This is a genomic window from Mucilaginibacter aquatilis (genome assembly GCF_009755275.1).
Taxonomy (GTDB): Bacteria; Bacteroidota; Bacteroidia; order Sphingobacteriales; family Sphingobacteriaceae; genus Mucilaginibacter; species Mucilaginibacter aquatilis.
The window spans coordinates 691,400-715,620 of record NZ_WQLA01000002.1; the positions used below are offsets into that span (position 1 = coordinate 691,400).

Below are 24,221 nucleotides of genomic sequence, written 5' to 3' on the forward strand. Positions count from 1 at the left end.
GGGTCAAAATGCTTAAACAACACTTATTTGGAAAGACAAAAGGTAAATGAGGGCAATATGAAGGTTGCTAAATACTGTTTAATATAAATCAATAAATATATTTGAGAAAAATTTAATCATGTTAGCACACCACGTAATATTTTGGCTTAAAGCCGATACAACCGACGAACAAAAAACAGCTTTCCGCGCAAGCTTGGAAACACTTGCAGGAGTTGAGACTGTTAAAACCTTACACATTGGTACGCCAGCGCCAATTGAGCGCGCTGTTGTTGATACAACTTACACTTTCAGCCTTATATTGTTGTTTGAAGATATGGCCGGACACGACGTTTACCAGGTGCACCCTTTGCATAAAGCTTTCCTTGAAGAATTCAGGGTATACTTTGACCGCGTTGTAATTTACGATGCACAATAAAAAAAAGACCGGCTTTAACCAAAGCCGGTCTTTTTTTTTGTAACATTTATACCGCTTACTATATTGAATATGACTACTGGTTAAACTGACCGATATGCCACAATATGCCTGACGGATCATGAAGGAAGCACTCGCTTCCCCAACCCATTACCCTAATAGGTTCTAGCCTAACACTGCTGTATTTTTCAGGTAAATTCAGTGCTTTAAGCTCCTCATAATAACGCTCAACATCATCCACTTCCAAAAACAGCATGGTATTATCTACCCAGTCTTTGGCGTAATAATCCTGCAAATAGAATGCGGTACTTTTCAACTGAAATACAGACAGCTTTGGCTCAAGTTTAGTTTCGGTGAAGCCAAGGTCGCGGTAAAAGCTGCTCGATTCGCCGAAGTTTTTGGCGCCAATAAAAGGTCTTAATGATTTTATGTTGTGATTCATATTTGAGTGGCTTTATTCAAACATACACAAATCCCTAGTTGGTACGAAAGCAACATTCAAAGTGTCATCATTAACTCATATAAGTTTGTTTTGGAACGCTTGTTCCATTTTAAATTTACATTTGCGGAACGATTGTTCCAATAAGGGGGCGTTGTTTTAAAGATGAAAAGATTAGAATATAAAGTAGCAGTAGTAACAGGTGCATCAAAAGGTATTGGTGCTGGTATAGCTAAGAGCCTTGCAGCGCAAGGTGCAAGCGTTGTGATAAATTATGCATCGGCAAAAGCTGGTGCTGAGCAGGTAGTTGCTGATATTGTGGCAGCGGGCGGCAAAGCAGTAGCTTTACAAGCCAACGTAGCAAACGAGCAGGAGGTAGCCAAACTTTTTGCTGACACCGTTGAAGCATTTGGCGCGGTAGACGTGTTGGTGAACAACGCCGGTGTATACAAATTTGGCGCTATTGAAGAGGTTACCGCTGAAGATTTCCATCATCAGTTTAATACCAATGTTTTGGGTTTGCTATTATCTACACAGGGGGCGGTTAAACACTTTTCGGCAAACGGGGGCAGTATTATAAATATAGGCTCGGCTATCACCAGTCTTGCACCGCCGGCAAGTTCAATATACACTGCTACCAAAGGAGCAGTTGATGGTATTACACGCGTATTAGCTAAAGAATTAGGCAGCCGTAAAATAAGAGTTAACTCCATAAACCCTGGTATGGTTGAAACAGAGGGTACGCACACAGCCGGGTTTATTGGTAGCGATTTTGAAAAGCAGATAGTTGGTACAACGCCACTAGGTCGCCTTGGCCAGCCAGATGATATTGCTGGCGTTGCCGTATTTCTAGCCTCTGACGATTCGCGCTGGTTAACCGGCGAAATACTGCTTGCAAGCGGCGGCGTACGTTAATTGTTGGTTTAATAACTAACTAAATTTAAATAGCTTTGTCTTACTGTAAGCAAAGCTATTTATTGTTATGGCACGAAGTAAGGATTTTGATGAAAACGAAGTATTGTGTAAGGCCATGCAACTATTTTGGCAAAAGGGATACAATGCTACATCCATGCAGGATTTGGTAGACACATTGGGCATAAGCCGGTCAAGCCTGTATGACACTTATACAGATAAGCATACGCTTTTTCTTAAAACGCTTGAAAGCTACCAGCTTTCGGGTGCTGCCAAAATTCAGAATATTATTACTAGCGGCAAATCTGCCAGGGAAACGATAAGGAATTTATTGGAACTGGCCACAAATGATTTAACCGATGAAAGCCAGCAACGTGGTTGTTTTATGGTTAATGCCGAAATTGAGGTGGCATCAACCGATAAGGAGGTTAACGAGGTGATTTGCCGCAACGACCAGCAAATGGAAGAAGCAATTTACCAGGTGATAAAAACCGGCCAGGAAAACGGGGAGGTAAGTAGCAAACATGATGCAATATCACTTTCGAGGTTTGTACTCAATGCGTTAAAAGGCATGCGGGTCACTGCTAAATCAACCACCAACAAAGACTTTTTTGATAACATTATTAATCTCACCATAGCAGCACTTGATTAAAGTGGCTAACTCTATTTAAGCATGCTAAGTGGTCTGATGGATAATTGTATCCAATTACGGCTCCATGCCTGCATACAATTGTTGAAGCAGATAAAAACATGGTCAATAAAATTCGGTTATCAACTGGTATTTACACAAGAGTGATTAACATTGAATGACCCCATGCTTTTAAAAAGCATAAAATCTGTAAATTTGCAGTTATGAAATTGCCCATTGTAGCTTATGGCGATCCTGTTTTAAGAAAAAAGGCCACTGATTTTGAACCTCAGGAAATAGCCGGTCTTAAACAACTGGTTGCCGATATGTATGAAACCATGTACAACGCACGCGGCGTTGGATTGGCCGCTCCGCAGGTTGGTTTATCAAAACGATTATTTGTAGTTGATGCCACCCCGTTTGATGATGAAGAGCCGGAATTGAAAGACTTCAAAAAAGCATTTATTAACCCGCAGATAGTGGAAGAGACCGGCGAAGAATGGCCATTTAATGAAGGTTGTCTTAGTATACCTGATATTCGCGAAGATGTATACCGTAAACCCGAAGTGCGTTTAAGCTACTATGATGAAGATATGCAGCATCATGAGGAAGCGTTTAACGGTATGGCGGCACGCATAATTCAGCATGAGTATGACCATATTGAGGGTAAGCTGTTTACCGACAAGCTAAGCCCGCTGCGCAAACGGTTAATTGAAAAGCGCCTGAATGATATTTCTAAAGGTGCCGTAAAGGTTGATTATAAAATGAAGTTTCCTGCCGCAAAAAAAGGTAGATAACTTTGCTGAAGTATAAAAAAGAAAAGCGACGTTGGTTGTGAATCAGCGTCGCTTTTTTTATGTAATACCGGCTTACCAGTCTGCAAAGTAAATTTATAATTAGTTGCTGTTTCGGCTCTTATCGCCCGCTGTAATTGATTTAATTAAACTACCCCAGGCAATAGGGTTGAGTAATGGGTTGGGTATAAGCGAGTGCGAATTAAGTATACGCTGATGCATATCTTGTGCAACGGCCGATTGTATTTCGTTAGCATCGCGCGGCATTGCACTATATGATACGCCGGTAAGCGGAGTTTTATTTAAATTTTTACGGGCCAGTTCTAAATCATCATCAGCCAGTTTCATCGTCAAAAAGTCTTTCCTGAACTCATCAGTTGTGGCCCATGGCAACATGTGGAAAGCCGGTAAAGCTATTATCTCCGGCTTCATCATTACCTTCACCGTATAGCTTTTACTTTCCCTGTTTACAGGTATAACCATTTCTAATGGAGCATAACCAACAGCAGTAAACTGCAACGTATCATTCTCATGCGTTACAAAGGAAAAGTATCCTTTGTAATTAGCTATAACAACAGAGTTTTTGTTGGATAGATTGGTAACCGTTACATACGGTACAATCACCTTTGCACTATCAGCGTTATAGGTTATACCGGTAAATTGCACAAGCGGCTTATCAGCCCTTTGCGCAAAGGCAGCCACTGCACCAAGCAGGCTTATTACCATTACCAGTAAACACTTTTTCATACACGTTTAAAAACCCAACAATTTATACGTTGCCGGGTTTACAATAGTTTAATAACGCAAAAATATAATCAACTGATGTATGCTCTGCAGCATTTAACACCTTTTAACATTAGCGCATATTTGCCGGTAATACGGCATTAGGGTCATCAATATCGGTTAGGTTTATGGCTTCAACAGCAGTAATTTCGGGCACGGCTTTCATAATGGCCTGTTCAATACCGGCCTTTAAGGTCATAATACTCATAGGGCATGAACCGCATGAGCCAAGCAACTTAAGCCTCACCACTTTCTCAGGAGTAATCTCTTCCACCGAAACATTGCCGCCATCGGCTTCAAGATATGGGCGTATGGTATCAAGCGCTGTTTCTACCTCTTCAACTAAACTCATGTTTATCAATTTATTAATGTAAAGATATTAATTTTTAACGATTTATTACATCGGCGTAGCCTGTAGCCTTTGCGTTATTGATTGATATTTGCTGTGCTACACGCTCGGCAATATCTTTAAAAACAGCGCTGGTAACACCATCCTCAGTAAGTACAACCGGTTTGCCGGCATCACCGCTTTCGCTTACGCTTTTAACCAGCGGTAGCTCGCCCAAAAACGGAGCACCTATTAACTCAGCAAGCTTAGCGCCACCGCCTTGTCCAAAAATGTAATACTTGTTTTCAGGCAGCTCGGCAGGGGTAAAGTATGACATGTTTTCAATAACACCCAGTATAGGCACGTTAATTGACTCCATCATGAGCATACCAACGCCCTTTTTAGCATCAGCCAATGCCACATTTTGCGGTGTAGTTACAATTACCGCTCCCGTAATAGGAAAGCTTTGTGTTACGGTGATATGTATGTCGCCGGTTCCGGGAGGTAAATCAACTACCAGGTAGTCAAGTTCGCCCCAGTCGGCATCGTTAAATAATTGTTTAACGGCTGTCGAGACCATTGGTCCGCGCCATGGCACAGGTTGATTAGGATCTGTAAAGAAACCTATTGATAATAGCTTGATGCCGTATTTTTCAATAGGTTCAATGCGGGTTTTGCCGTTTTCTTGTGTGGCATTAGGGCGTGCACCTTCAAGGCCAAACATAATAGGCACCGATGGACCGTAAATGTCAGCATCAATTAAGCCAACCTGCGCACCCGTTGCAGCCAAACCCAAAGCAAGGTTAGCGGCCACGGTTGATTTACCAACGCCACCCTTGCCTGATGCTACTGCTATAATATTTTTAACGCCCGGTACGCCGGTGTTTTTTTGCGTAGTAACCTGCGAGGTCATGTTAACGGTAACTTCAATTTCAGAGCTGATGAAATGGCTTATTGCATTGCGGCAGGCATTCTCAATTAAACCTTTTAACGGGCACGCCGGGGTAGTTAATACTACCGAAAAGGCTAATTTATTACCGTCTATATGAACGTCCTGAATCATGTTTAGCGTTACCAGGTCTTTTTTTAAATCCGGCTCTTCTACATGGCTAAGGGCTTGTAATACTTGTTCTTTTGTTATTTGCATGTTTATAATATGGCACAAAAATACTAAAACAGGTGCGCTTTGCTTTTGTTAGAGAAATAATTGTGGTTCGAAAATCGTTTTATAGCTGATAAGATTTAGTTTTGGAAAAATTTACCTAATGCATCGCCCTGACTTTAGAAAATACCTTCGTATAGCCGGAATTGTAGCCGGTGCACTATTACTCATACTTATTGTTGGCGGCTTTATAGCGTACTCAAAACGTGAGGCATTGCTTCAAAAAGCCATTTACAAAGCTAAGGCTAAAGCAAAGCGTGATTATAATTTAGATGTAAAAATAGGCACGGCCAAGTTTACCGGCTTAAGTACGGTTGCATTCAACAATATTACTGTTGTGCCCGAGCAGCGCGACAGTCTCGTGCGTATCAATAACTTTGAAATCAGCGTAAAGCTGATGCCTTTAATAGCCGGTGATATTAAACTTGCCGATGTAAAACTTAAAGACGGGTATTTAAACCTGATTGATAAAAAAGGGCAGCGCAACTTCGATTTTTTATTTCACCGTAAGAGAGATTCAACCAAAACCAAATCATCTTCAGGCTTGAATGAGTTGGTTGATAACCTGATTAATCAGGTACTCTACAAAATTCCTGAAAACCTCGATCTTCAGAATTTTAAAATGAGTTTTGAAGATGATAGTACGCACATAAAGCTTCTGGCAAAATCGGCGAAAATTGATGATGGAGACTTAATGTCTACCATTGATGTAAATGATAACGAGTCGATATGGCATTTTGCGGGCAAACTGCATCCGGGTGATAAAGAAATAGACGTTAAGCTTTACGCTGACGGCAAGAAGGTGGAGTTTCCGCTGCTGGAAAAAAAGTTTAAGCTGAAATTTAATTTTGATACGCTTACAACACGTTTAAACAAGGTTGAAGCCAGCGATGATCAAACCCAGGTTTACACTTACCTGGCGGTAAAGAACATGCTGGTTAATCACCCTGCGCTTTCTGATACCGACGTTGTTGTGCCCGATGGATCAATTGATGCCAACTTGTTTGTTGGTGACAGGTATGTATCATTAGACAGCTCATCGGTAATACATGTAAAAAAATTAGATATACATCCATATATCAAGTACCAAATACGCCCGGTTAAGGCATACACCGTAAAAATTCATACCGATTGGCAGGATGCTCAAAACTTTTTCGATTCATTTCCTAAAGGATTATTTGAGTCATTGGAGGGCATTGAGGTTGCCGGGCAGCTTCGTTATAACGCCCACCTTTACCTTAACACCACTGATCCCGATAACGTTCAATTTGAATCGGGGTTGGCTAAAAAGGACTTCAGGATATTAAAGTTTGGCAAGGTAGATCTTGGCCGTCTTAACCGGGAGTTTGTTTATACGCCTTATGAGCGCGGAAAGCCTATGCCGCCGCGTAACATATCGCCTGCTAACTCTAACTACACGCCATTGCATTCAATCTCTGCAGATTTACGCAACGCAGTGATGACCGCCGAAGATCCGTCGTTTTATACAAACAAGGGTTTTGTGCAAGAATCATTAAGGAAATCAATAGCTGAAGATTTTAAAGAGAAGCGCTTTAAGCGTGGTGGAAGTACCATCTCTATGCAATTGGTTAAAAATGCCTTTTTAAGCCGGCAAAAAACTCTTACCCGTAAGTTTGAAGAGATATTGATTGTATGGCTTATTGTAAACGGCGATGTAATGACCAAAGACCGGATGCTGGAGGTTTACCTCAACATTATTGAATGGGGGCGTAACATTTATGGTATTGGCGAGGCCGCACGTTACTATTTTGCCAAGCATCCGTCTGAGCTTAATATTGGCGAAAGTATTTACCTGGCCAGCATTGTGCCTAATCCTAAAAATGGTTTGTATGCCTTTGAGCCCGATGGCTCGCTGAGGTACAGGCTGCATGGTTATTTCAGGCTCATAGGAAACCTGATGGCGCGCCGCGGGCTTACCCAGCCTGATAGCAGCGCCTACGGATTTTACAATGTACGTTTGCGCGAAGGCCTGAGACAAAAAATGGCACCTATCGATACTGCTGTTGCTGATAGCCTGCTGCAGCACAACCCTGATGACCCGGATGGAGATGGTATGATTATGCCTGGTGTTGTAGAAGAGCCGAAAGATGATGAAAAGAAGCCGGGCTTTTTTCAACGCTTATTTGGCGGTGGAAAAAAAGATAGTACCGACAGGAAGAAAGAAGCTTCACAAGATTCAATTGATGCCGTTAAAAAGCGTGAAAAGGAAGCTGACCGCGAACGTAAACGTTTAGAAAAAGAACGACGCAAGCAACTCAGAGAACGAGGGTTGATGTAAATAAAAAGGGGCGCAAAACTGCGCCCCTTTTTATTTTAAGCTATTTTTTAGTTTTTCATCATTACAGCGCTGTCGTTAACTTCAAATGTGTGTTTTTTAAGTAAGTTGATGATTTCTGCACCAGCAAGTAAGGCAGGGCCGTACCCATGTGCGGCGTATACGTTTACAGGCCTGTAGTAGTAAAACGCCGGGTCGAACGCCATGCCTGTTCCAACACAAACACCCTCAACCTGTCCTTGTGTGTTTACCTTGGTAGCTGTAGCATTCCAGGCAAGTAACGCTGCCGGGCCGTAAGCGCGGCCGTTAAGCCATCCGTTGTTTATACCCCTGGCCAGGCAGTAAGCATAAATTGCTGTGGCCGAAGTTTCGAGGTAACTGTCATTCCGGTCAAGCAACTGGTGCCAAAATCCTGTGCCCGACTGGTACGATACCAATCCTTTAGCCAGTGATTGATATTGTTGTAACACAGCGCCATAACCGGGGTGGCTTTGCGGTAGCACATCCAAAAGTTCGGTCATGGCCATAAAAGCCCAACCATTTGCGCGCCCCCAATGAAATTGTGGATGCACATCCGTTTCTTGTACCCAACCGTGCATGTAAACGTTTTTTTCGTTATTAAACATGCGCTTGCTAAATTGTAATACCTGTTTTACGGCGTCATCGTAATATTTACTATCGCCCGTTAACTTGCCAAACTGCGCAATGGCAGGTACGCTCATAAACATATCATCAAGCCATAGCGTGTTTTTTAACGGCCTGTTGCGGGACAGAGTACCATCATTAAAGCGCTGCTGCTTGTTACTCACAAAGTTTATAAAGTTATCTGCCATAGGGCGTAAGTTGGCCGATGCTCCCGCCGTGCCTATTGTTTTAACGGTTGCAGCGCATAAGGCTCCGCAATCATCAAGTGCACCGGGTTCTATCACCGAATGTAGCGGATTACGGCGCGCTACTGTTTTTCCGGTTTTTTTAAATGCAGCAATAGCATCGGCTAAAAAGTTAAGGCGCGTTTGGGTATAGGTTGTGTAACGGCTGTCGCCCGTAGCTTGCCCGGCTAAAAGCATGCCTGCGTAGGTAACGCCCCACTCATAACTCGTAAGCCTGAAGTCTCCGGGTTTAAATGTGGTATTGGTATCAATGGCATTAAGCGCTACAGGTTGATTGTTGCCGCGCTTTACAAATTGTGGTGGTGTATTTTTATCCAGGTAATTAAATATACGGTCGAGAGTTTGTTTAACCTGTTCAGGTGTAGTAATGTCATAAGGCGTAGGATAATTAACCTTCATGGCATGCAACGGCGTTACTACATCATTTACTTTTTGAGCAAATGCAAAGTTGCAGGCTGCTAAACCACTGCACAGCAGTAATGTGGCTTTAAATGCTTTCATTACGAAAATTATATTGATTTATAGTTGGTTTAAAGGGCTTCTAGCGCCTTCGCAAATTAAAATCAAATATACTTAAAGTGCCTTATTAAGGCAGACAGTGTAGGACAGTTAAACTATTTGGGCTTTGCCTAAACTCATTACCTTTGAAAGCTAACCAAACAAAACTTTACATGAGAAGCTTGTACCTTTTCTTATTGCTGCTGCTTTCGGGGTTTAACCTTATGGCACAAAGCAATGATGCTTATATTTTTTGCTACTTTAAAGGTAATAGTGCCGATGGCCTGCACCTTGCTTACAGTAATGACGGCCTGCAGTGGACAGCACTTAAAAACGACAGTTCGTTTTTGAAACCAGCAGTAGCCAAAGACCGTCTCATGCGCGACCCTTGCATTATACGCGGTGCCGACGGTTTGTTCCATATGGTATGGACGGTTAGCTGGGCCGATAAAGGTATTGGCTACGCCAATTCAAAAGATCTTATTAACTGGTCTAATCAGCAATTCATTCCGGTTATGGCCAAAGAAGATGGTGCGCGTAACTCATGGGCACCCGAAATTACCTATGATGCCAAAAGTAAACAGTATATGATTTACTGGGCAACCACTATTAAAGGGCGCTTTGCTACCGATACAACAGTAGAAGCTGGTTATAATCATCGTATGTATTATACCCTTACCAAAGATTTTAAAACTTTTAGTGATGTAAAGCTGCTTTACGAGCCGGGCTTTAATGTAATTGATGCTACAATAGTTCCATACGGCAAAAAATATGTCATGTTTTTTAAAGATGAGCGCCTTAAGCCCGAGCAAAAAAACATTAAGATAGCTTACGCCAATAAAATAACCGGTCCTTACAAACAGGATGGTGATAAAATAACAGGAAATTATTGGGCAGAAGGGCCAACAGCATTGCAAAAGGGTAATGAGTGGATTGTTTATTTTGACAAGTACCGTAATCACAAATATGGCGCAGTATCATCAACCGACCTTAAAAACTGGAAGGATATATCTGATAGCATTAAGCTGCCTTCAGGTATACGTCATGGAACAATATTTAAGGTGACTCAAACCGAACTTGATAAACTGAAAGCTTTAAAGTAACGGGAATTCATTTGAAGCTATAAAACATGGCCGCGCTGTTTATGGTAAGTTGTTGGAACCGTTGGCTAGATGATTTCCCTGCGCTAATGTATTATTGCTGTTATAAACACCGCAACAGTTATAACTATGTGTCCTTTTCAGGATGGTACAGGATACGTTTGCCTGGCAGGTAAAATAAATTTGACCCAACCAATTATCGGCGGCTAATGCCGGCCACCCATTTTTTATAAATCTAAGTATTGTAATAATGAAGCTTAAACCGCTGTACACGCGCCTTATGTTTTTGTTAATGTTCACCATTATTAATAATAGTAATGCGTGGGCTCAAACATCTTCATACAAGTTTAGCTTTAACCGGCAGCAAAAGGGCGCTGGTTATACTCAGGTTGCCGCAGATTACAAATTTGATGGTACGTATGGTTTTGATTTTGGAACCACAACACAAGCTATCTCAGGAAAGGAAGGGAAAGGTGATTACATTACCTCCAATCAGCCCTTTTATTTCTCGGTGGCCGTGCCCGAGGGAAACTACAAGGTAACTTTATCATTGGGCGGAAATGATGCAAGCCTAACAACGGTTAAGGCTGAATCTCGCAGGTTAATGCTTGAAAACATAGCTACCAAGCCAGGGGAGAATAAAACTGTAAATTTTATTGTTAATGTACGTAAGCCGCAAATTGGCGATACCAGCAGAGTTGCCCTTAAGCCTCGTGAAAATGGCAAACTTGACTGGGATGATAAGCTAACCCTTGAATTTGATCAGAAACCGGCTATTAAAGCATTGCAAATTGAAAAAGTTAATGATCAAATAACCGTTTTTCTTGCAGGTAACTCTACCGTGGTTGACCAGGATGACGAACCCTGGGCTGCATGGGGACAAATGATTCCAAGATTTTTTAAACCAGGGGTAGCTGTTGCCAATCATGCCGAATCGGGTTTAACGCTGGGCAGTTTCATGGGTAGCAAACGGTTAGACAAAATAATGAGCCTTATTAAACCCGGCGATTATTTATTTATAGAGTTTGGCCATAATGATCAAAAAGAAAAAGGGCCCAATGATGGTGCATATAAATCATACACCGAACGTTTAAAAACATTCATTAGCCGTACACGTCAAAAAGGGGCTATCCCGGTTGTTGTAACCTCAACAGCGCGCCGCTCATTTGATGCCAATGGTAAAACCGTAAATACGCTGGGCGATTATCCTGCTGCAGCACGCAAGGTGGCCAAAGAGGAGGGAGTAACCCTGATTGACTTAAACGCTATGACAACCACCCTTTATGATGCATGGGGTGTTGAGCCATCAAAAAAAGGATTTGTTCATTATCCGGCAAATACCTTCCCGGGGCAAACAAAGCCACTTGAAGATAATACGCATTATAACCCTTACGGGGCATATGAATTGGCGAAGTGCGTGGTTGAGGGCATCAAGGCAAGTGACTTGAAATTGAAGAAATACCTGTTAAACCTGCCCGGTTTTGACCCCCAAAAGCCTGATGCTCCGGATACCTTTAACTGGCCGTTAAGTCCAAAAAACTCATCTGTTAAACCCGATGGTAATTAAACAATAATTGGTCAAGGTCTGCTCGTTTTTTAAAGTCACACTCAAGCATGCTTAAATGAGGAAGCACATAATATTTTTAGTGAATGTTGTTATACTATTTGCTTCGCTTGCGGCATGGGCTAATGATCCATCGTGGGTTAAAGCTGTTGGAGCAAAAAGTTTTCCTGCAAAAACAAAGGAATATGCCGTGACAAATTTTGGTGCAGTTGCCGATGGAAAAACCTTGAACACCAGAAGCATTCAGCAAGCAATTGATAAATGTTCGGCAAGCGGTGGGGGTGTTGTACGTGTAAAGGCAGGTAAATATTTAACAGGTTCGTTATTCATTAAAAGCAACGTTAATTTTATGATTGACGAGGGTGCCGAGCTTTTAGGAAGCCAGAACATTAATGATTACCCCGAGATAGATACACGTGTGGCAGGCATTGAAATGAAATGGCCTGCTGCATTGCTTAATGTATTGAATCAAAAGAATGCCGCCATTACCGGTAAAGGACTTGTGAACGCACAGGGCAAACCATTTTGGGATATGTACTGGAACCTCCGCAAAGAATACGAACCTAAAGGCCTGCGTTGGATAGTTGATTACGATGCCAAACGTCCGCGAACACTGCTGGTAAGTAATTCAGCCAATGTAACCGTAAAGGGCATTACTTTGCAACAAGCCGGTTTTTGGACGGTTCAGTTACTCTATTCCAACCAGGTAACTGTTGATGGTGTTATCATCCGTAACAACGTTGAAGGCCACGGACCCAGCACCGATGGCATTGACGTTGATTCATCAACCCGAGTACTCATTGAAAATTGCGATATAGATTGTAATGACGACAACTTTTGTTTGAAGGCCGGCCGCGACTGGGACGGGCTGCGTGTAAATAAACCAACCGAATATGTTGTGATACGCAATTGCGTTGCACGTGCAGGTGCCGGTTTACTTACCCTTGGCAGCGAAACATCGGGTGGTATACGGCATGTACTGGCAACCAACTTAACAGGAAACGGTACCAGCAATGGTTTAAACTTAAAGTCGGCCACCACCAGGGGAGGGGTCTTGGAGGACATTCACTTCAAAAATATCACCTTAAATAACGTAGGCACTGCTTTTCAAATCACGCTCAATTGGAACCCTGCTTACAGCTACTCAAAACTGCCTGAAGGTTATGACGAAAAAGTGCTTCCGGCCCACTGGAAAGCCATGCTTACTCCTGTAGAACCTGCATCAAAAGGTGTTCCGCGGTTTCAAAATGTGTTTGTATCAAACATAAAAGCCACGGCAAAAAAAGCCGTTAATGCGGCAGGTTTACCTGAATCACAATTGCTGAATTTTCAGTTCGATAATGTGCAGATTAATGCAAAAACCGCAGGTAGCATAAAGTATGCACAAAACTGGAAATGGAATAACAGCACTGTTGCCGCCGATGATGGTACCCAATTAGTTATACCTTAATAAATGATATTTAAACTAAGTAGTTTCAAATCAATCCAATAAACTTAAATGAAGAAGACATCAAAACTTGCTATTTGTGCATTAGCGGTTCTTGTTATAGCGCAGGCTTTCAGGCAACCGTCTAAGCCGGTTATTTATTTAATCGGCGATTCAACTGTACATAACAACGATAAAGTGCAATGGGGTTGGGGTTCAATTTTAGGAAGCTTTTTTGATGAAAATAAAATAAGCGTTGATAACCAAGCCATGGCCGGGCGCAGCACACGTACCTTTATTAAAGAAAACCGTTGGCATAGAGTTGACTCCATGTTAAAACCGGGCGATTATGTGTTGATGCAATTTGGCCATAACGAGGGTAGTAAACCCGATACCAATAAAGCCGGCTACAGAGGTGTATTGCGCGGTACCGGCAATGAGACTGTTGAACTTACCTGGAAAGATGGCGTTAAGGAAACCGTTCATACCTACGGTTGGTACTTGCGTAAGTTTATTCACGAAACAAAGGCTAAAGGAGCTACGCCTATTGTGCTGTCAATGATACCACGCAACCAGTTTAAAGATGGCAAAGTATTGCGTGCCGATAGCAGTTACGGAAAATGGGCTAAAGAGATTGCTCAGCAAGAGAACGTTGCCTTTATTAATCTGAACAGCATTTCTGCCGATAAGTATGATAAGTGGGGAGCTGATTCTGTTAAGAAATTTTTTCCCGGCGATCATACCCATACCAATAAGGCAGGTGCTACTGTAAACGCCCAATCTGTGGTAGAAGGCATCAAAGCCAATAAATCAATTACATTAAACAAGTATTTAAAAAAGTAATATGTTTAACAAATATACCCGGTCTGTATTTTTTGCATTAGTTGTTATTGCAGCAGCAGGCGCATTTTATTCATTTATTATAAAGCTTAAACCAACGTTATACCTCGTTGGCGATTCTACTGTAAAAAATGGTAAAGGAAAAGGCGATGGTGGTTTATGGGGATGGGGCAGCTATTTGGCTAACCACTTCGATACCACAAAAATTACAGTAGAAAATGATGCCCTGGGCGGAACCAGCAGCCGTACATTTCAAACACAGGGTTGGTGGAGCAAAGTGGCCGACAAAATTAAACCGGGAGACTACGTGATTATGCAGTTCGGGCATAATGATTCCAGTCCGCTGGTAGATTCGTCACGCGCGCGTGGTACTATTAAAAGTAACGGCGATGAGCAGGAGGAACTATATAACCCGCTTACCAAAAAAACAGAAGTTATACATAGCTATGGCTGGTATTTGCGTAAAATGATTGCCGAAGCCAAAGCCAAAGGTGCTACTGTAGCAGTTTGTTCACTTATTCCGCGTAACAGCTGGAAAGACGGTAAAGTAGTACGCAGTACTGATGATTACGGTAAATGGGCTGCCGAAGCGGCTAAGCAGGCAGGAGCAACGTTTATTGATCTTAATACATTAGTAGCTGATAATTACGATGCCGAAGGAGAAGCAAAAGTAAAGTCGACCTATTTTAATGATAAGGACCACACGCATACTATTGAAGCCGGTGCTATTTTAAATGCCAAACTGGTAGCTATGGGTGTAAAGCAAGCCAAAGGGTTTGGTTTAAGCCGTTATCTTAAAAAGTAACTATCTGCTAAAATTTTCTATTGCAGCAAGGGTAAAGCTTGTTTAAAACGTCATATATATAACCAGTTATGATTAAACCTTTACGTTGTTTTTTACTTTGTATTACCGGGTTAGCCGGCATTGCATCGGCATTTGGGCAATCATTACCCATCCCTCGTTCAAAATTTAATTTTAACCAGGGCTGGAAGCTCTTGTCCCGTGACACTACCGGAGCCGAAGTCCCGGGCTTTAACGACGACGGGTGGAAAGACGTAACCCTGCCCCACGCTTTCAACGAAGATGATGCTTTTAGAAAAGACATACATGACTTAACAGTAGGCGTAAGCTGGTACCGTAAAAAGTTCAAAGTTCCGGCCGGTAGTGCAGGTAAGAAAATATTTATTGAGTTTGAAGGTATAAGGCAGGCAGGCGAGTTTTACCTTAACGGCAAGCCCATTGGACTAAGTGAAAACGGCATTATGGCTTTTGGGTTTGATATTACTGATAAAGTAAATTTAAACGGAGTAAATGAACTTGCCGTGCGTATTGACAACCGATGGGATTATAAAGAAAAGGCTACCGGTTCGGCATTTCAATGGAACAATGCTAACTTTTACGCCAATTATGGTGGTATTAATAAGAACGTAAATTTATATATTACAGATAAGCTTTACCAAACTCTTCCGCTTTACTCGTCGTTTAAAACCACAGGCGTATACATCTATTCTCATCATTTTAATGTGGCAGCACGTAAAGCTGTTGTAACTACTCAAACGCAGGTTAAAAATGAGTACACAACGCCAAAAAATGTGCAGCTTGAAGTGGTAATTGCTGATGCCGACGGTAACATCGTAAAAACTCAGGCCGGAGATAAGGCAACAATACAAGCAGGCGAAACTTTAACATTAAAAGCTGATGCAGCGCTTGATAATGTACACTTCTGGAGTTGGGGTTACGGATATCTTTATAATGTGTACACCATTATTAAAGTTGATAACAAACCTATTGATGTTGTAAAAACAACTACGGGCTTTCGTAAAACGGAATTTGTCAATGGCGTAATAAAGCTTAACGACCAGGTAATACAAATGCACGGTTATGCACAGCGATCCACCAATGAGTGGCCAGCGTTAGGGAGCGATGTTCCGGCATGGATAAGTGATTACAGTAACGGCTTGATGGTAGAAAGCAACGGTAACCTGGTGCGCTGGATGCACGTTACGCCGTCAAAGCAGGATGTTGAATCGTGCGATAGAGTAGGCCTTATTCAGGCTATGCCCGCCGGTGATGCCGAAGGCGACCCTAAAGACCGTAGGTGGCAGCAACGCGTTGAGGTAATGCGTGATGCTGTGGTTTATAACCGTAACAACCCCAGTATACTGTTTTACGAAGCCGGAAACAAAGGAATTATACCGCAGCATATGCAAGACATGAAGGCGGTGCGTGATGAATTTGACCCGCATGGCGGTCGTGCTGCAGGCTCGCGCGAGATGCTTGATAGTAAGATAGCAGAGTATGGCGGCGAAATGCTGTATATTAATAAAAGTGCAGGCATTCCTTTTTGGGCAATGGAATACTCCCGCGATGAGGCATTACGCAAGTACTGGGACGAGTATAGTGCACCTTATCATAAAAATGGCGACGGGCCAAAATATAAACAGGAAAGCGGATTTAATTATAACCGTAATCAGGATTCGCACGCAGTTGAAAATGCCGTACGCTGGTATGATTACTGGCGAGAGCGGCCGGGTACGGGCAAGCGTGTAAGTTCAGGCGGTGTTAATATCGTTTTTTCTGATTCGAACACACACTTTCGCGGAACTGAAAACTACAGACGTAGTGGAGAGGTAGATGCGTTGCGTTTGCCAAAAGACGGGTTTTATACCCACAAAGTAATTTGGGATGGATGGGTTGATCCTAACAAAAGCGGAATACACCTTATAGGTCACTGGAATTATAAATCAGGCACAGTAAAAGATGTGTATGTTATTGCCACCGGGAGCCAAGTACAATTGCAGCTTAACGGTAAATCGTTGGGTTATGGCGTTCAGTCTAATCAGTTTGTTTTTACATTCAAGAATGTAAGCTGGCAACCGGGCGAACTTAAGGCAGTCAGCTTTGATAATGCAGGTAAAAAACTGGCCGAACAAACACTCAAAACAGCCGGCGAGCCGGCTGCGCTTAAGCTCACTCCTCGTGTTGGTCCGGCAGGGTTTATGGCCGATGGAGCTGACATTGCCCTCGTTGATGTTGAAGTGGTTGATGCAAATGGCTTGCGCTGTCCTACGGCTTTAAATATGGTTAATTTTAAAGTTAACGGCCCAGCCGAATGGCGCGGTGGTCTTGCTCAGGGGCCAAACAACTATACTTTAACCAAGTCATTACCTGTGGAGTGTGGTATTAACCGTGTAATTATACGCTCGCTTACAAAGCCGGGCGTTATAAGCATTGAGTGTAATGCCGACGGGCTTAAAGGAGCATCGTTAAATTTAACTACAAAGCCTGTTGAGTTTAAAGACGGAATTTCATACTACAGTCAGCAAGCTGCACTTAAGGGCAACTTAAAACGTGGCCCTACGCCGGTTAAACAATCTTTTGTCACAAGCCGTAAAGCCATTGATATTGTTGCTGTAAAAGCTGGGTCGGGCATTGATAGTGCAAGGTGCAGTTTTGATGACAATGAGCTAAGCAACTGGAAAAGCGATGGCAAAGTAGAAAACGGATGGATAAAATATACTTTTGCTAGTCCTCAGCAGGTTGACGAGGTTACCATGAAGCTCGAAAACTGGCGCAACCGCCGCTATCCAATACGCATAAAGGTTGATGAAAAAGTGGTTTATACAGGTGAAACCAGCCAAAGCCTTGGTTATGTAACCATACCCGTACAATCAACAACGGGCAAAACATTAACAGTTGAACTGATAGGCGCCAACACTGATAAAGACGGCTTTGGCCTGGTTGAGGTAACCGGCAAAAAAGATGCGGGTGGCCTGGCCGCCGATAGTAAAAAGGCCACGGCTGTATTAGCCATAAACGAAATTGAAATATATCATAAACTATAAATATGCTGAAGAATAAATTTTCCTTTACGGCAATAATAGCAGGTTTAATGCTGGTGGCACCTTTTAAGGGTGCTGAAGCACAAATGCTGCCATCAAAAAATAAAGTGGTGATTGATATGGCTTTGGCCAACCAGTACTTTATGAAAAAATGGCCCGATCCGGGTGCTGTTACCAACGTTGGCAGGGTACGCACAAGTAATTTATGGACACGCGCTGTTTATTATGAAGGCCTAATGGCACTGTATAAAGTTAACAAGCAGCAGCAATATCTTAAGTACGCGTTAGATTGGGCAAATCATCATAAGTGGGAGCCACGCGATGGATTGAACACACGTAACGCCGATAACCAGTGCTGCAGCCAAACTTACCTGGAACTTTATGAGCTGGATAAAAAGGCGGAGTACATTGAGCCCACCAAACAAAACATCGACAAGATGATGACCGGGGAGAAAATTGATGACTGGCACTGGATAGATGCTTTGCAAATGGCAATGCCCGTATTTGCCAAATTAGGCACCATGTACAAAGACAACCGCTATTACGAGCGTATGTATGAAATTTATAACTACTCAAAAACTAAGCACGGCGGTAATGGACTGTATAACCCGGCCGAGAAGCTTTGGTGGAGAGATAAGGATTTTGTGCCACCTTACAAAGAACCTAATGGCGCAAATTGCTACTGGTCTCGTGGTAATGGATGGGTTGTAGCAGCCATGGTGCGTGTACTTGAAGTAATGCCTAAAAGCGCCCCTCATCGCCAGGAGTATGTAACCATGCTGAAAGATATGCTTGAAGCCTTAGTGCCATTACAACGTGCCGATGGTTATTGGAACGTTAGTTTGATGGACCCAACCAATTATGGTGGTAAAGAGCTTACAGGTACAGCCTTGTTTACTTATGGCATGGCTTGGGGAGTTAAAAATGGTATCATCAGTAAAAAGAAGTACCTTCCTGTAATAACAAAAGCATGGAATGCCATGAGTAAAGAATGTATACACCCTGATGGTATGTTAGGTTACGTGCAGGGTACAGGCAAAGAACCAAAAGATGGGCAACCTGTAAATTATGATCACATCCCCGATTTTGAAGATTATGGTTTAGGATGTTTCCTTTTGGCCGGGAGCGAAGTTTACCGTTTAGCCAAGTAATTAATAAGTTTAAAAACTACTACAAAGGGCTGGTATTTTCAAAATGCCGGCCCTTTGTGCTAATACGGTTTCTAAAATGTCATAAATGTTAGGTTTTATTTAAGAATTTTACCAAGAGTATAACGTTCCAAAATAAATTCGTATCTTGTACTCATATCTTAATAAAGGCACCTGGCTATTTCTTGCTTGTCACAAATTTTAACAATTGTGTAGCCATTTATAGCATAAATCTTTAGCATCACTTACATCAACCGGGTGCGTAATGTTGATAGGATAACTTTAGCAAATAGGTTGTCCTTGGTTAGCAAAACAAGTTTTGAAGCAGCTTTTTTTGTTATTGAAACAAGTACTTTTTTAAATACTTCACACAAAATAAGAAATCTCACCGGTAAAGGACGGGGGGCAACAGGCTTTTGAAAAATTCAGGAGCTTATTCATCATTTAAGTAAAATATGGGTAGATCGGCAGAAACATTCAGTAAAAAAGAAAACGAAAAAAAGAGATTAAAAAAGCAACGCGATAAGCGTGAAAAGGCAGAAGAGCGTAAAGCAAATGCGGTAAAGGGAAGAGGCCTGGAAGATATGATGGCTTACGTAGATGAGAATGGCAACATTACGTCAACTCCACCAGATCCGACTAAGAGAAAAGCTATATCATCTGACGAAATCAGAATTGGAACGCCTAAGCAGGAAGATATTCCGGTTGATATTGTTAGAACAGGAAAAGTATCGTTTTTCAATGATGGAAAAGGTTACGGCTTTATACGCGATGCACAATCACAGGAAAGCGTTTTTGTTCACATTAACGGTATAATTGAACAAATTAAAGAAGGTGATAAAGTAACGTTTGAAGTGGAAAAAGGCCCGAAAGGCTTAAACGCTGTAAAGGTTAAAAAGGCATAACTTCAATTAAAATATTGGCTTAAACATGCTATAGTTTAAGCACAAAAAAACGGCTAAGTAATTCTTAGCCGTTTTTTATTTACGTTATACAGTTTTAATCGTAGTTATGCCTCTCAAGGTCATAGTCAGATTGTGCCGAAATTATCTTTTTCTTCTTATTAATATCCGCTCCAACCTGGTGATCAAACACCTCGTCTGTTACCAGTATTTCGCGGTCTTTATCGCGTTCGGCGTAATGAATGTTAGCTTCGGCAAGGCGTGCAACAGCAACATCGTAAGGGCCTTTAGGACTCATCAATTTTACAAATACAGGTAAGCATTCAAACAATATAAATAGGTAGCCAATAAATGACTGCGCCATATAAGTGTCCAGGTCGCGGGTGCCATCTTGCCTGAATGATAATTGGCCAAGTGCCCAGTTGCGGTCAGCAAAACCTGCGATATCAGCAAGGCTGTCCAATTGCTTGTTGTTAAACAATCTGGTGTTGCTTAAGCCTTCAAAGTCTTTACGTTGGCCCAGGTATTGTTCCATGCGTCCCAAATCTTCTGTAACAGTTTTCAAACGGGCTTCTTTCTCCTGCAAAACAGCTTCTTTTTGCTTTGCATAAGTGCCGTAACCTGTTATACCTGATGTTTGGTTAGTTTTGTCGCCAAAAACTTCCTGATTAAGTTGCACACGTGAACGGTTAATATCGCGCTCTAAAGAGTCTTTTTCCTTTTTAAGGTCTGCATTTTTGTTTAGCTCCATAGCATACTTTTGCGAGTATGTTTTCTGCAGCGTATCAATTTTACGATTTTGCCCTTTTATATAAGCCTCTTTCAGTTTGCCTCTTATTTCCTTGTCAAATATTTTAAGCTCCAGCGGACGAGAGATAACCATACCAATCATAATGGCCAGTAAAATACGCGGGGTGGCTTGTAAAAGCTGCTGGTTGGTACTGCCTTGTTTGTTTATGCTCGATACAATGTAGCGGTCCATGTTAAATATGGCCAGCCCCCACATAACACCAAAAAGCAACGCAAATATGGTAGCAAAGGTGTTGCCGCTAAATACAAAGTACATAGCGTAGCCACCCGATAAAGAAGCAAATAAAGCTGTAAAGAAAATAGTGGCCCCTATACCAAAGTACCTGTTATGCTCAATGGGATACTTTTTAAGGGTTTCAATATGCGCTCCCGAACAGAACCAAAAAAAACGGGTTACCTTTCTCATCTATAACTAATGTACAAAAATTGTGCTGTAATTATATGTGAAACGCCGCTGGTTGCTGAATGTTACACTTTTACGACTGAATTTTTAGGATTTAAAACTATACCTTTGACCTCAAATTTGGCACCCATGAAAGAAGTTACTGTAGAAGACCTGAAAAGGATGAAAGAAAACGGCGAAGATTTTCAACTGATCGACGTGCGTGAAGACTTTGAATACCAGATGTCGAACCTTGAGGGCGATAATATTCCGTTAAGCGGCGTTGTTATTGAGGCTGATAAGATAAGCAAAGATAAACCTGTTGTAATTATGTGCCGCAGCGGAAAGCGTAGCGCTATGGCTGTTATGCAATTGGAGCAACAAGGTTATGAAAACCTGTACAATTTAAAAGGCGGTATACTTGCCTGGCAGCAGGAAATTGATCCTAATATAAGCGTATATTAATATGGCCTTTAAGCTTCTGTTAAACGTACTGTATACTATTGGCATTTTAATAAGCCTGTACACCATATACTGGGGCGTTACCCACGGGCGCTGGGAGTTTATTGTAGGCGGAGCTTTTGTAGGCATTATATTCTTTCTGCTGAAAATTACGCTTATGAAAGAAGTGCGTGCCATGCAGAAGCCGGCATCAAAGAAATAGATAATTAAAAAGGGTGGCAAAGCAACAAAAAGTTATTCTGTTGCTTTGTCACCCTTTTTTTGAAGCTTACAATTGCTGTAAGTGATAGTTTACCTGGTTTTGGCAGTATGAGCTCTGCCATCGTTAACGCCATCAATAAAGCCCCGCTTTACATCTTTCCAGTTTTTTAGTACCGATATAAGCAAAACTATAATTAAGGCTGTAACTATCCTTTTAAAGGTTAGTCCGCTGCGCATAAAATAAAAGTTTATAATTGGTTTATAATGGCTGCAATTTATACAAAGTAAACTAATTAAGCAACAGATAGTTGCACTCCTAAACCAGGTGCGTTGCTCGATGCCCATTTGCCGTTAATCATAACCGGATTTTCAAATGGGTTATTACTGGTTAGCAGCGGGCCATCCAAGTCAGCCCAATCACATTGCGGTGCCAAAGCGGCTGCAGCAAGGGTGGCGCAACTGGTTTCGCTCATACAGCCAATTAAAATTTTCATACCTAGTTCACGAGCTTTATCAATCATTAGCTTTGCCTCATGCATTCCGGCCGATTTCATCAGTTTAACGTTAACTCCATGGTATATACCCTCAGCTAGTTCAACATCAGGCAGGCGTTGTACAGCTTCATCGCCAATTATAGGTATGGGACTTCGCTGGGTAAGCCAGGCATTGCTGTGTAAATCTGTTTTTGCAAAAGGCTGCTCAATAAGCTCTACGCCCTGTTCAAATAGCCAATGCACCATATCAAGGCTTGCCTCACGGTTTGTCCAGCCTTGGTTGGCGTCAACATATAAGGGCACATTAGTAACTGAGCGTACTGTTTCAATAAGCACTTTATCGGCCTCACCGCTTAACTTCACCTTAATTACTTTCAGGCCTGCAGCTTCCTCTACTTTTTGCAGTAGTACCTCAGGTTTGTCAATGCCAATAGTTATACTTGTAATGGGCATTGTTTGGACGTTGCTGCCCATTAGCTGCCAACAAGGTTTATTTAATAGCTTACCTTCAAGGTCATGTAACGCAATGTCAACAGCTGCCTTTACAGCCGGGTTGCCTGGTGCAAGGCTGTCAATATAAGCGGTAATTTCATTATAATTGAATGGAAAAGTTAATTTTGAACTATCAATACTTTTCAAAAATGCCGTAGCCGATGCTATGCTTTCGCCCCAATACGGAACCATAGACGCCTCGCCGTATCCAGTATACCCTTCATAACTTATGTTAACAAGCATAATTGGAGTGTAGGTTCGTGAATAATGTGCTATTGTAAAACGGTGTTTCAGCAACAGCTCAAACGGCTTATAGGTGATAATCATGTTCATCTAAACTAATCATTTTACAATTTATACATATTACATTTAACGGTTATAAATGATGATTTGGGTATGGTACGTATCTTTGCAACATGCCGGCAAATTTATATAACCCGTTTGAGCGCTTTAGTTTTAGTAATCGTAACTGTTTTTTAACCGGGCAACCGTTGACATCTGAGGAAGAAAAGATACAGGTTTTTCCAACCTGGCTAATGACACGGTACCATCTTGAAGACAAGGTTATAAAGCTGCTGGATGAAAGCTACACAGGTTATAAAGATTTAAAGTTGCCATGCTCGTCAGCTGTTAATGAGCAATACATTGCACCTCTTGAAAGTGAAATTGAAACAGCTTTTTTGGCCGGATATGACGCTGTTAAAGAGTTAGAGCCATTAAAACTATTTCAATGGGCAGGCAAATTACTTTACGGTATTATTTTTAACGAGTTGCAGGCCGGCATAAGGCAGCAACACGCGCAGGGCGAATCATTTCATTTATCAGAAGGATTAAAGCATAAGTTTAGTCACCTGCACTTAATGCTGCAAAGCCTTAATCAGCCTATTGAGTTTGATGGTTTTAGCCCGTACAGCCTGTTTTTGTTTAAGGTTGATAACCCAGAGAACGAGTTTTCGTACCGCGATGAAATCAATACACTTACCTTTTCATTACGCATACAAAATTTTGGCTTAGTTATATGCCTGCAGGATAATGGAGCTAATCGTCGTTATCATCAGGAACTAATTAGCAAAATTGAGCATGATACGTTGCATCCCATTCAATTTGAGGAGGTATGTGCAAAGATATTTTACTCGGCGTTTTTGTTTAATCGTTTACCCGAGTACGAGATTATGCCAATTGGTGAAGAGATTTTTATAGAAGCCAATGCCTTAAGAGGTACAAGCGGCCGGCCTGTTTTTGATGATTGGCAAAATAAAACATACGGGCAGGTATTAGAAAACTTTTGGAAGCGCTGGGGCTTTATTCTGCTCGAAATTATTAAGGATCCGGAAAACCCCATGAGCTTTTTGTTTACAAAAGACGGCTACAAAATAGGAGCAGAGGCTTGCCCGCCCGAAAGGCAATAGCCAATG

The 24,221-nt window shown here is 41.9% G+C and carries 24 protein-coding genes; 16 read left to right on the forward strand and 8 right to left on the reverse strand.

Going from position 1 to position 24,221, the window contains the following annotated elements; translation table 11 throughout:
* Positions 1-118 precede the first annotated feature (118 nt).
* Positions 119-415 carry a Dabb family protein gene (locus tag GO816_RS07485; RefSeq protein ID WP_157540723.1) on the forward strand — a complete coding sequence of 99 codons (297 nt, stop codon included), beginning with the start codon at positions 119-121 and terminating at the stop codon, positions 413-415.
* A gap of 73 nt (positions 416-488) precedes the next feature.
* Here GO816_RS07485 and GO816_RS07490 read toward each other — a convergent pair whose 3' ends face one another.
* Positions 489-854 carry a VOC family protein gene (locus GO816_RS07490; protein WP_157540724.1) on the reverse strand — a complete coding sequence of 122 codons (366 nt, stop codon included), beginning with the start codon at positions 852-854 and terminating at the stop codon, positions 489-491.
* Between the two features lie 162 nt (positions 855-1,016).
* Between GO816_RS07490 and GO816_RS07495 the strand changes: the two genes are divergently transcribed.
* The 3 genes from GO816_RS07495 (at position 1,017) to def (ending at position 3,188) form a co-directional block, all read left to right on the forward strand.
* Entirely contained in the window at positions 1,017-1,766 is a 750-nt protein-coding gene (locus tag GO816_RS07495) for an SDR family NAD(P)-dependent oxidoreductase (protein WP_157540725.1), read from the forward strand.
* A gap of 67 nt (positions 1,767-1,833) precedes the next feature.
* Entirely contained in the window at positions 1,834-2,415 is a 582-nt protein-coding gene (locus GO816_RS07500) for a TetR/AcrR family transcriptional regulator (protein ID WP_157540726.1), read from the forward strand.
* A gap of 200 nt (positions 2,416-2,615) precedes the next feature.
* Positions 2,616-3,188, forward strand: a complete 573-nt coding sequence (gene def / locus GO816_RS07505; RefSeq protein ID WP_157540727.1) for a peptide deformylase — start codon at positions 2,616-2,618, stop codon at positions 3,186-3,188.
* Positions 3,189-3,287: 99 nt separating this feature from the next.
* Here def and GO816_RS07510 read toward each other — a convergent pair whose 3' ends face one another.
* From GO816_RS07510 to GO816_RS07520, 3 genes are all read right to left on the reverse strand, one after another.
* Positions 3,288-3,932: a peptidase associated/transthyretin-like domain-containing protein gene (locus GO816_RS07510; RefSeq protein ID WP_157540728.1), complete on the reverse strand. Its 645-nt coding sequence runs from the start codon at positions 3,930-3,932 to the stop codon at positions 3,288-3,290.
* Positions 3,933-4,041: 109 nt separating this feature from the next.
* Positions 4,042-4,320, reverse strand: a complete 279-nt coding sequence (locus tag GO816_RS07515) for a NifU family protein (protein WP_157540729.1) — start codon at positions 4,318-4,320, stop codon at positions 4,042-4,044.
* 34 nt (positions 4,321-4,354) lie between these two features.
* Positions 4,355-5,443, reverse strand: coding sequence for an Mrp/NBP35 family ATP-binding protein (locus GO816_RS07520; protein ID WP_157540730.1), 1,089 nt, complete (start codon positions 5,441-5,443; stop codon positions 4,355-4,357).
* Positions 5,444-5,561: 118 nt separating this feature from the next.
* Between GO816_RS07520 and GO816_RS07525 the strand changes: the two genes are divergently transcribed.
* Positions 5,562-7,757 carry a transglycosylase domain-containing protein gene (locus GO816_RS07525; RefSeq protein ID WP_157540731.1) on the forward strand — a complete coding sequence of 732 codons (2,196 nt, stop codon included), beginning with the start codon at positions 5,562-5,564 and terminating at the stop codon, positions 7,755-7,757.
* Between the two features lie 47 nt (positions 7,758-7,804).
* Here the strand turns inward: GO816_RS07525 and GO816_RS07530 are convergent, their stop codons facing one another.
* Positions 7,805-9,145 (reverse strand): glycoside hydrolase family 88/105 protein, encoded by a 1,341-nt coding sequence (locus GO816_RS07530; RefSeq protein WP_157540732.1) that lies wholly within the window; start codon positions 9,143-9,145, stop codon positions 7,805-7,807.
* A 170-nt stretch (positions 9,146-9,315) separates the two neighbouring features.
* Here GO816_RS07530 and GO816_RS07535 point away from each other — a divergent pair, with 170 nt between their 5' ends.
* The 8 genes from GO816_RS07535 to GO816_RS07570 all read left to right on the forward strand — a co-directional run bounded on the left by GO816_RS07535 (position 9,316) and on the right by GO816_RS07570 (position 19,968).
* Positions 9,316-10,245 carry a glycoside hydrolase family 43 protein gene (locus GO816_RS07535; RefSeq protein ID WP_157540733.1) on the forward strand — a complete coding sequence of 310 codons (930 nt, stop codon included), beginning with the start codon at positions 9,316-9,318 and terminating at the stop codon, positions 10,243-10,245.
* A 247-nt stretch (positions 10,246-10,492) separates the two neighbouring features.
* Positions 10,493-11,809, forward strand: coding sequence for a rhamnogalacturonan acetylesterase (locus GO816_RS07540; protein ID WP_157540734.1), 1,317 nt, complete (start codon positions 10,493-10,495; stop codon positions 11,807-11,809).
* Between the two features lie 55 nt (positions 11,810-11,864).
* Positions 11,865-13,256, forward strand: coding sequence for a glycoside hydrolase family 28 protein (locus GO816_RS07545; protein WP_157540735.1), 1,392 nt, complete (start codon positions 11,865-11,867; stop codon positions 13,254-13,256).
* 48 nt (positions 13,257-13,304) lie between these two features.
* Positions 13,305-14,075, forward strand: a complete 771-nt coding sequence (locus tag GO816_RS07550; RefSeq protein ID WP_157540736.1) for a rhamnogalacturonan acetylesterase — start codon at positions 13,305-13,307, stop codon at positions 14,073-14,075.
* A gap of 1 nt (position 14,076) precedes the next feature.
* A complete protein-coding gene (locus GO816_RS07555) occupies positions 14,077-14,877 on the forward strand; it encodes a rhamnogalacturonan acetylesterase (RefSeq protein ID WP_157540737.1) in 801 nt (266 codons plus the stop codon).
* A 68-nt stretch (positions 14,878-14,945) separates the two neighbouring features.
* The gene (locus tag GO816_RS07560; RefSeq protein ID WP_157540738.1) at positions 14,946-17,918 is read left to right on the forward strand and encodes a glycoside hydrolase family 2 protein; all 2,973 of its coding nucleotides are present in this window, start codon (positions 14,946-14,948) and stop codon (positions 17,916-17,918) included.
* Between the two features lie 2 nt (positions 17,919-17,920).
* Complete coding sequence (locus GO816_RS07565) at positions 17,921-19,066, forward strand: glycoside hydrolase family 88/105 protein (RefSeq protein WP_157540739.1); 1,146 nt, start codon at positions 17,921-17,923, stop codon at positions 19,064-19,066.
* A 452-nt stretch (positions 19,067-19,518) separates the two neighbouring features.
* Entirely contained in the window at positions 19,519-19,968 is a 450-nt protein-coding gene (locus GO816_RS07570) for a cold-shock protein (protein ID WP_157540740.1), read from the forward strand.
* Positions 19,969-20,062: 94 nt separating this feature from the next.
* On the opposite strand, the gene GO816_RS07575 is transcribed toward GO816_RS07570, so the two are convergent.
* A complete protein-coding gene (locus GO816_RS07575) occupies positions 20,063-21,181 on the reverse strand; it encodes a DUF4407 domain-containing protein (protein ID WP_157540741.1) in 1,119 nt (372 codons plus the stop codon).
* Between the two features lie 126 nt (positions 21,182-21,307).
* On the opposite strand from GO816_RS07575, the gene GO816_RS07580 reads away from it, so the two are divergent.
* Together GO816_RS07580 and GO816_RS07585 are read left to right on the forward strand one after the other, a co-directional pair.
* A complete protein-coding gene (locus GO816_RS07580) occupies positions 21,308-21,622 on the forward strand; it encodes a rhodanese-like domain-containing protein (protein ID WP_157540742.1) in 315 nt (104 codons plus the stop codon).
* A gap of 1 nt (position 21,623) precedes the next feature.
* A complete protein-coding gene (locus GO816_RS07585) occupies positions 21,624-21,821 on the forward strand; it encodes a DUF6358 family protein (RefSeq protein ID WP_157540743.1) in 198 nt (65 codons plus the stop codon).
* 89 nt (positions 21,822-21,910) lie between these two features.
* Here the strand turns inward: GO816_RS07585 and GO816_RS07590 are convergent, their stop codons facing one another.
* Entirely contained in the window at positions 21,911-22,057 is a 147-nt protein-coding gene (locus tag GO816_RS07590; protein ID WP_157540744.1) for a hypothetical protein, read from the reverse strand.
* Between the two features lie 56 nt (positions 22,058-22,113).
* A complete protein-coding gene (locus GO816_RS07595; protein WP_232336512.1) occupies positions 22,114-23,049 on the reverse strand; it encodes a dipeptide epimerase in 936 nt (311 codons plus the stop codon).
* 173 nt (positions 23,050-23,222) lie between these two features.
* Between GO816_RS07595 and GO816_RS07600 the strand changes: the two genes are divergently transcribed.
* Positions 23,223-24,215, forward strand: coding sequence for a hypothetical protein (locus tag GO816_RS07600; protein WP_157540746.1), 993 nt, complete (start codon positions 23,223-23,225; stop codon positions 24,213-24,215).
* Positions 24,216-24,221 lie beyond the last annotated feature (6 nt).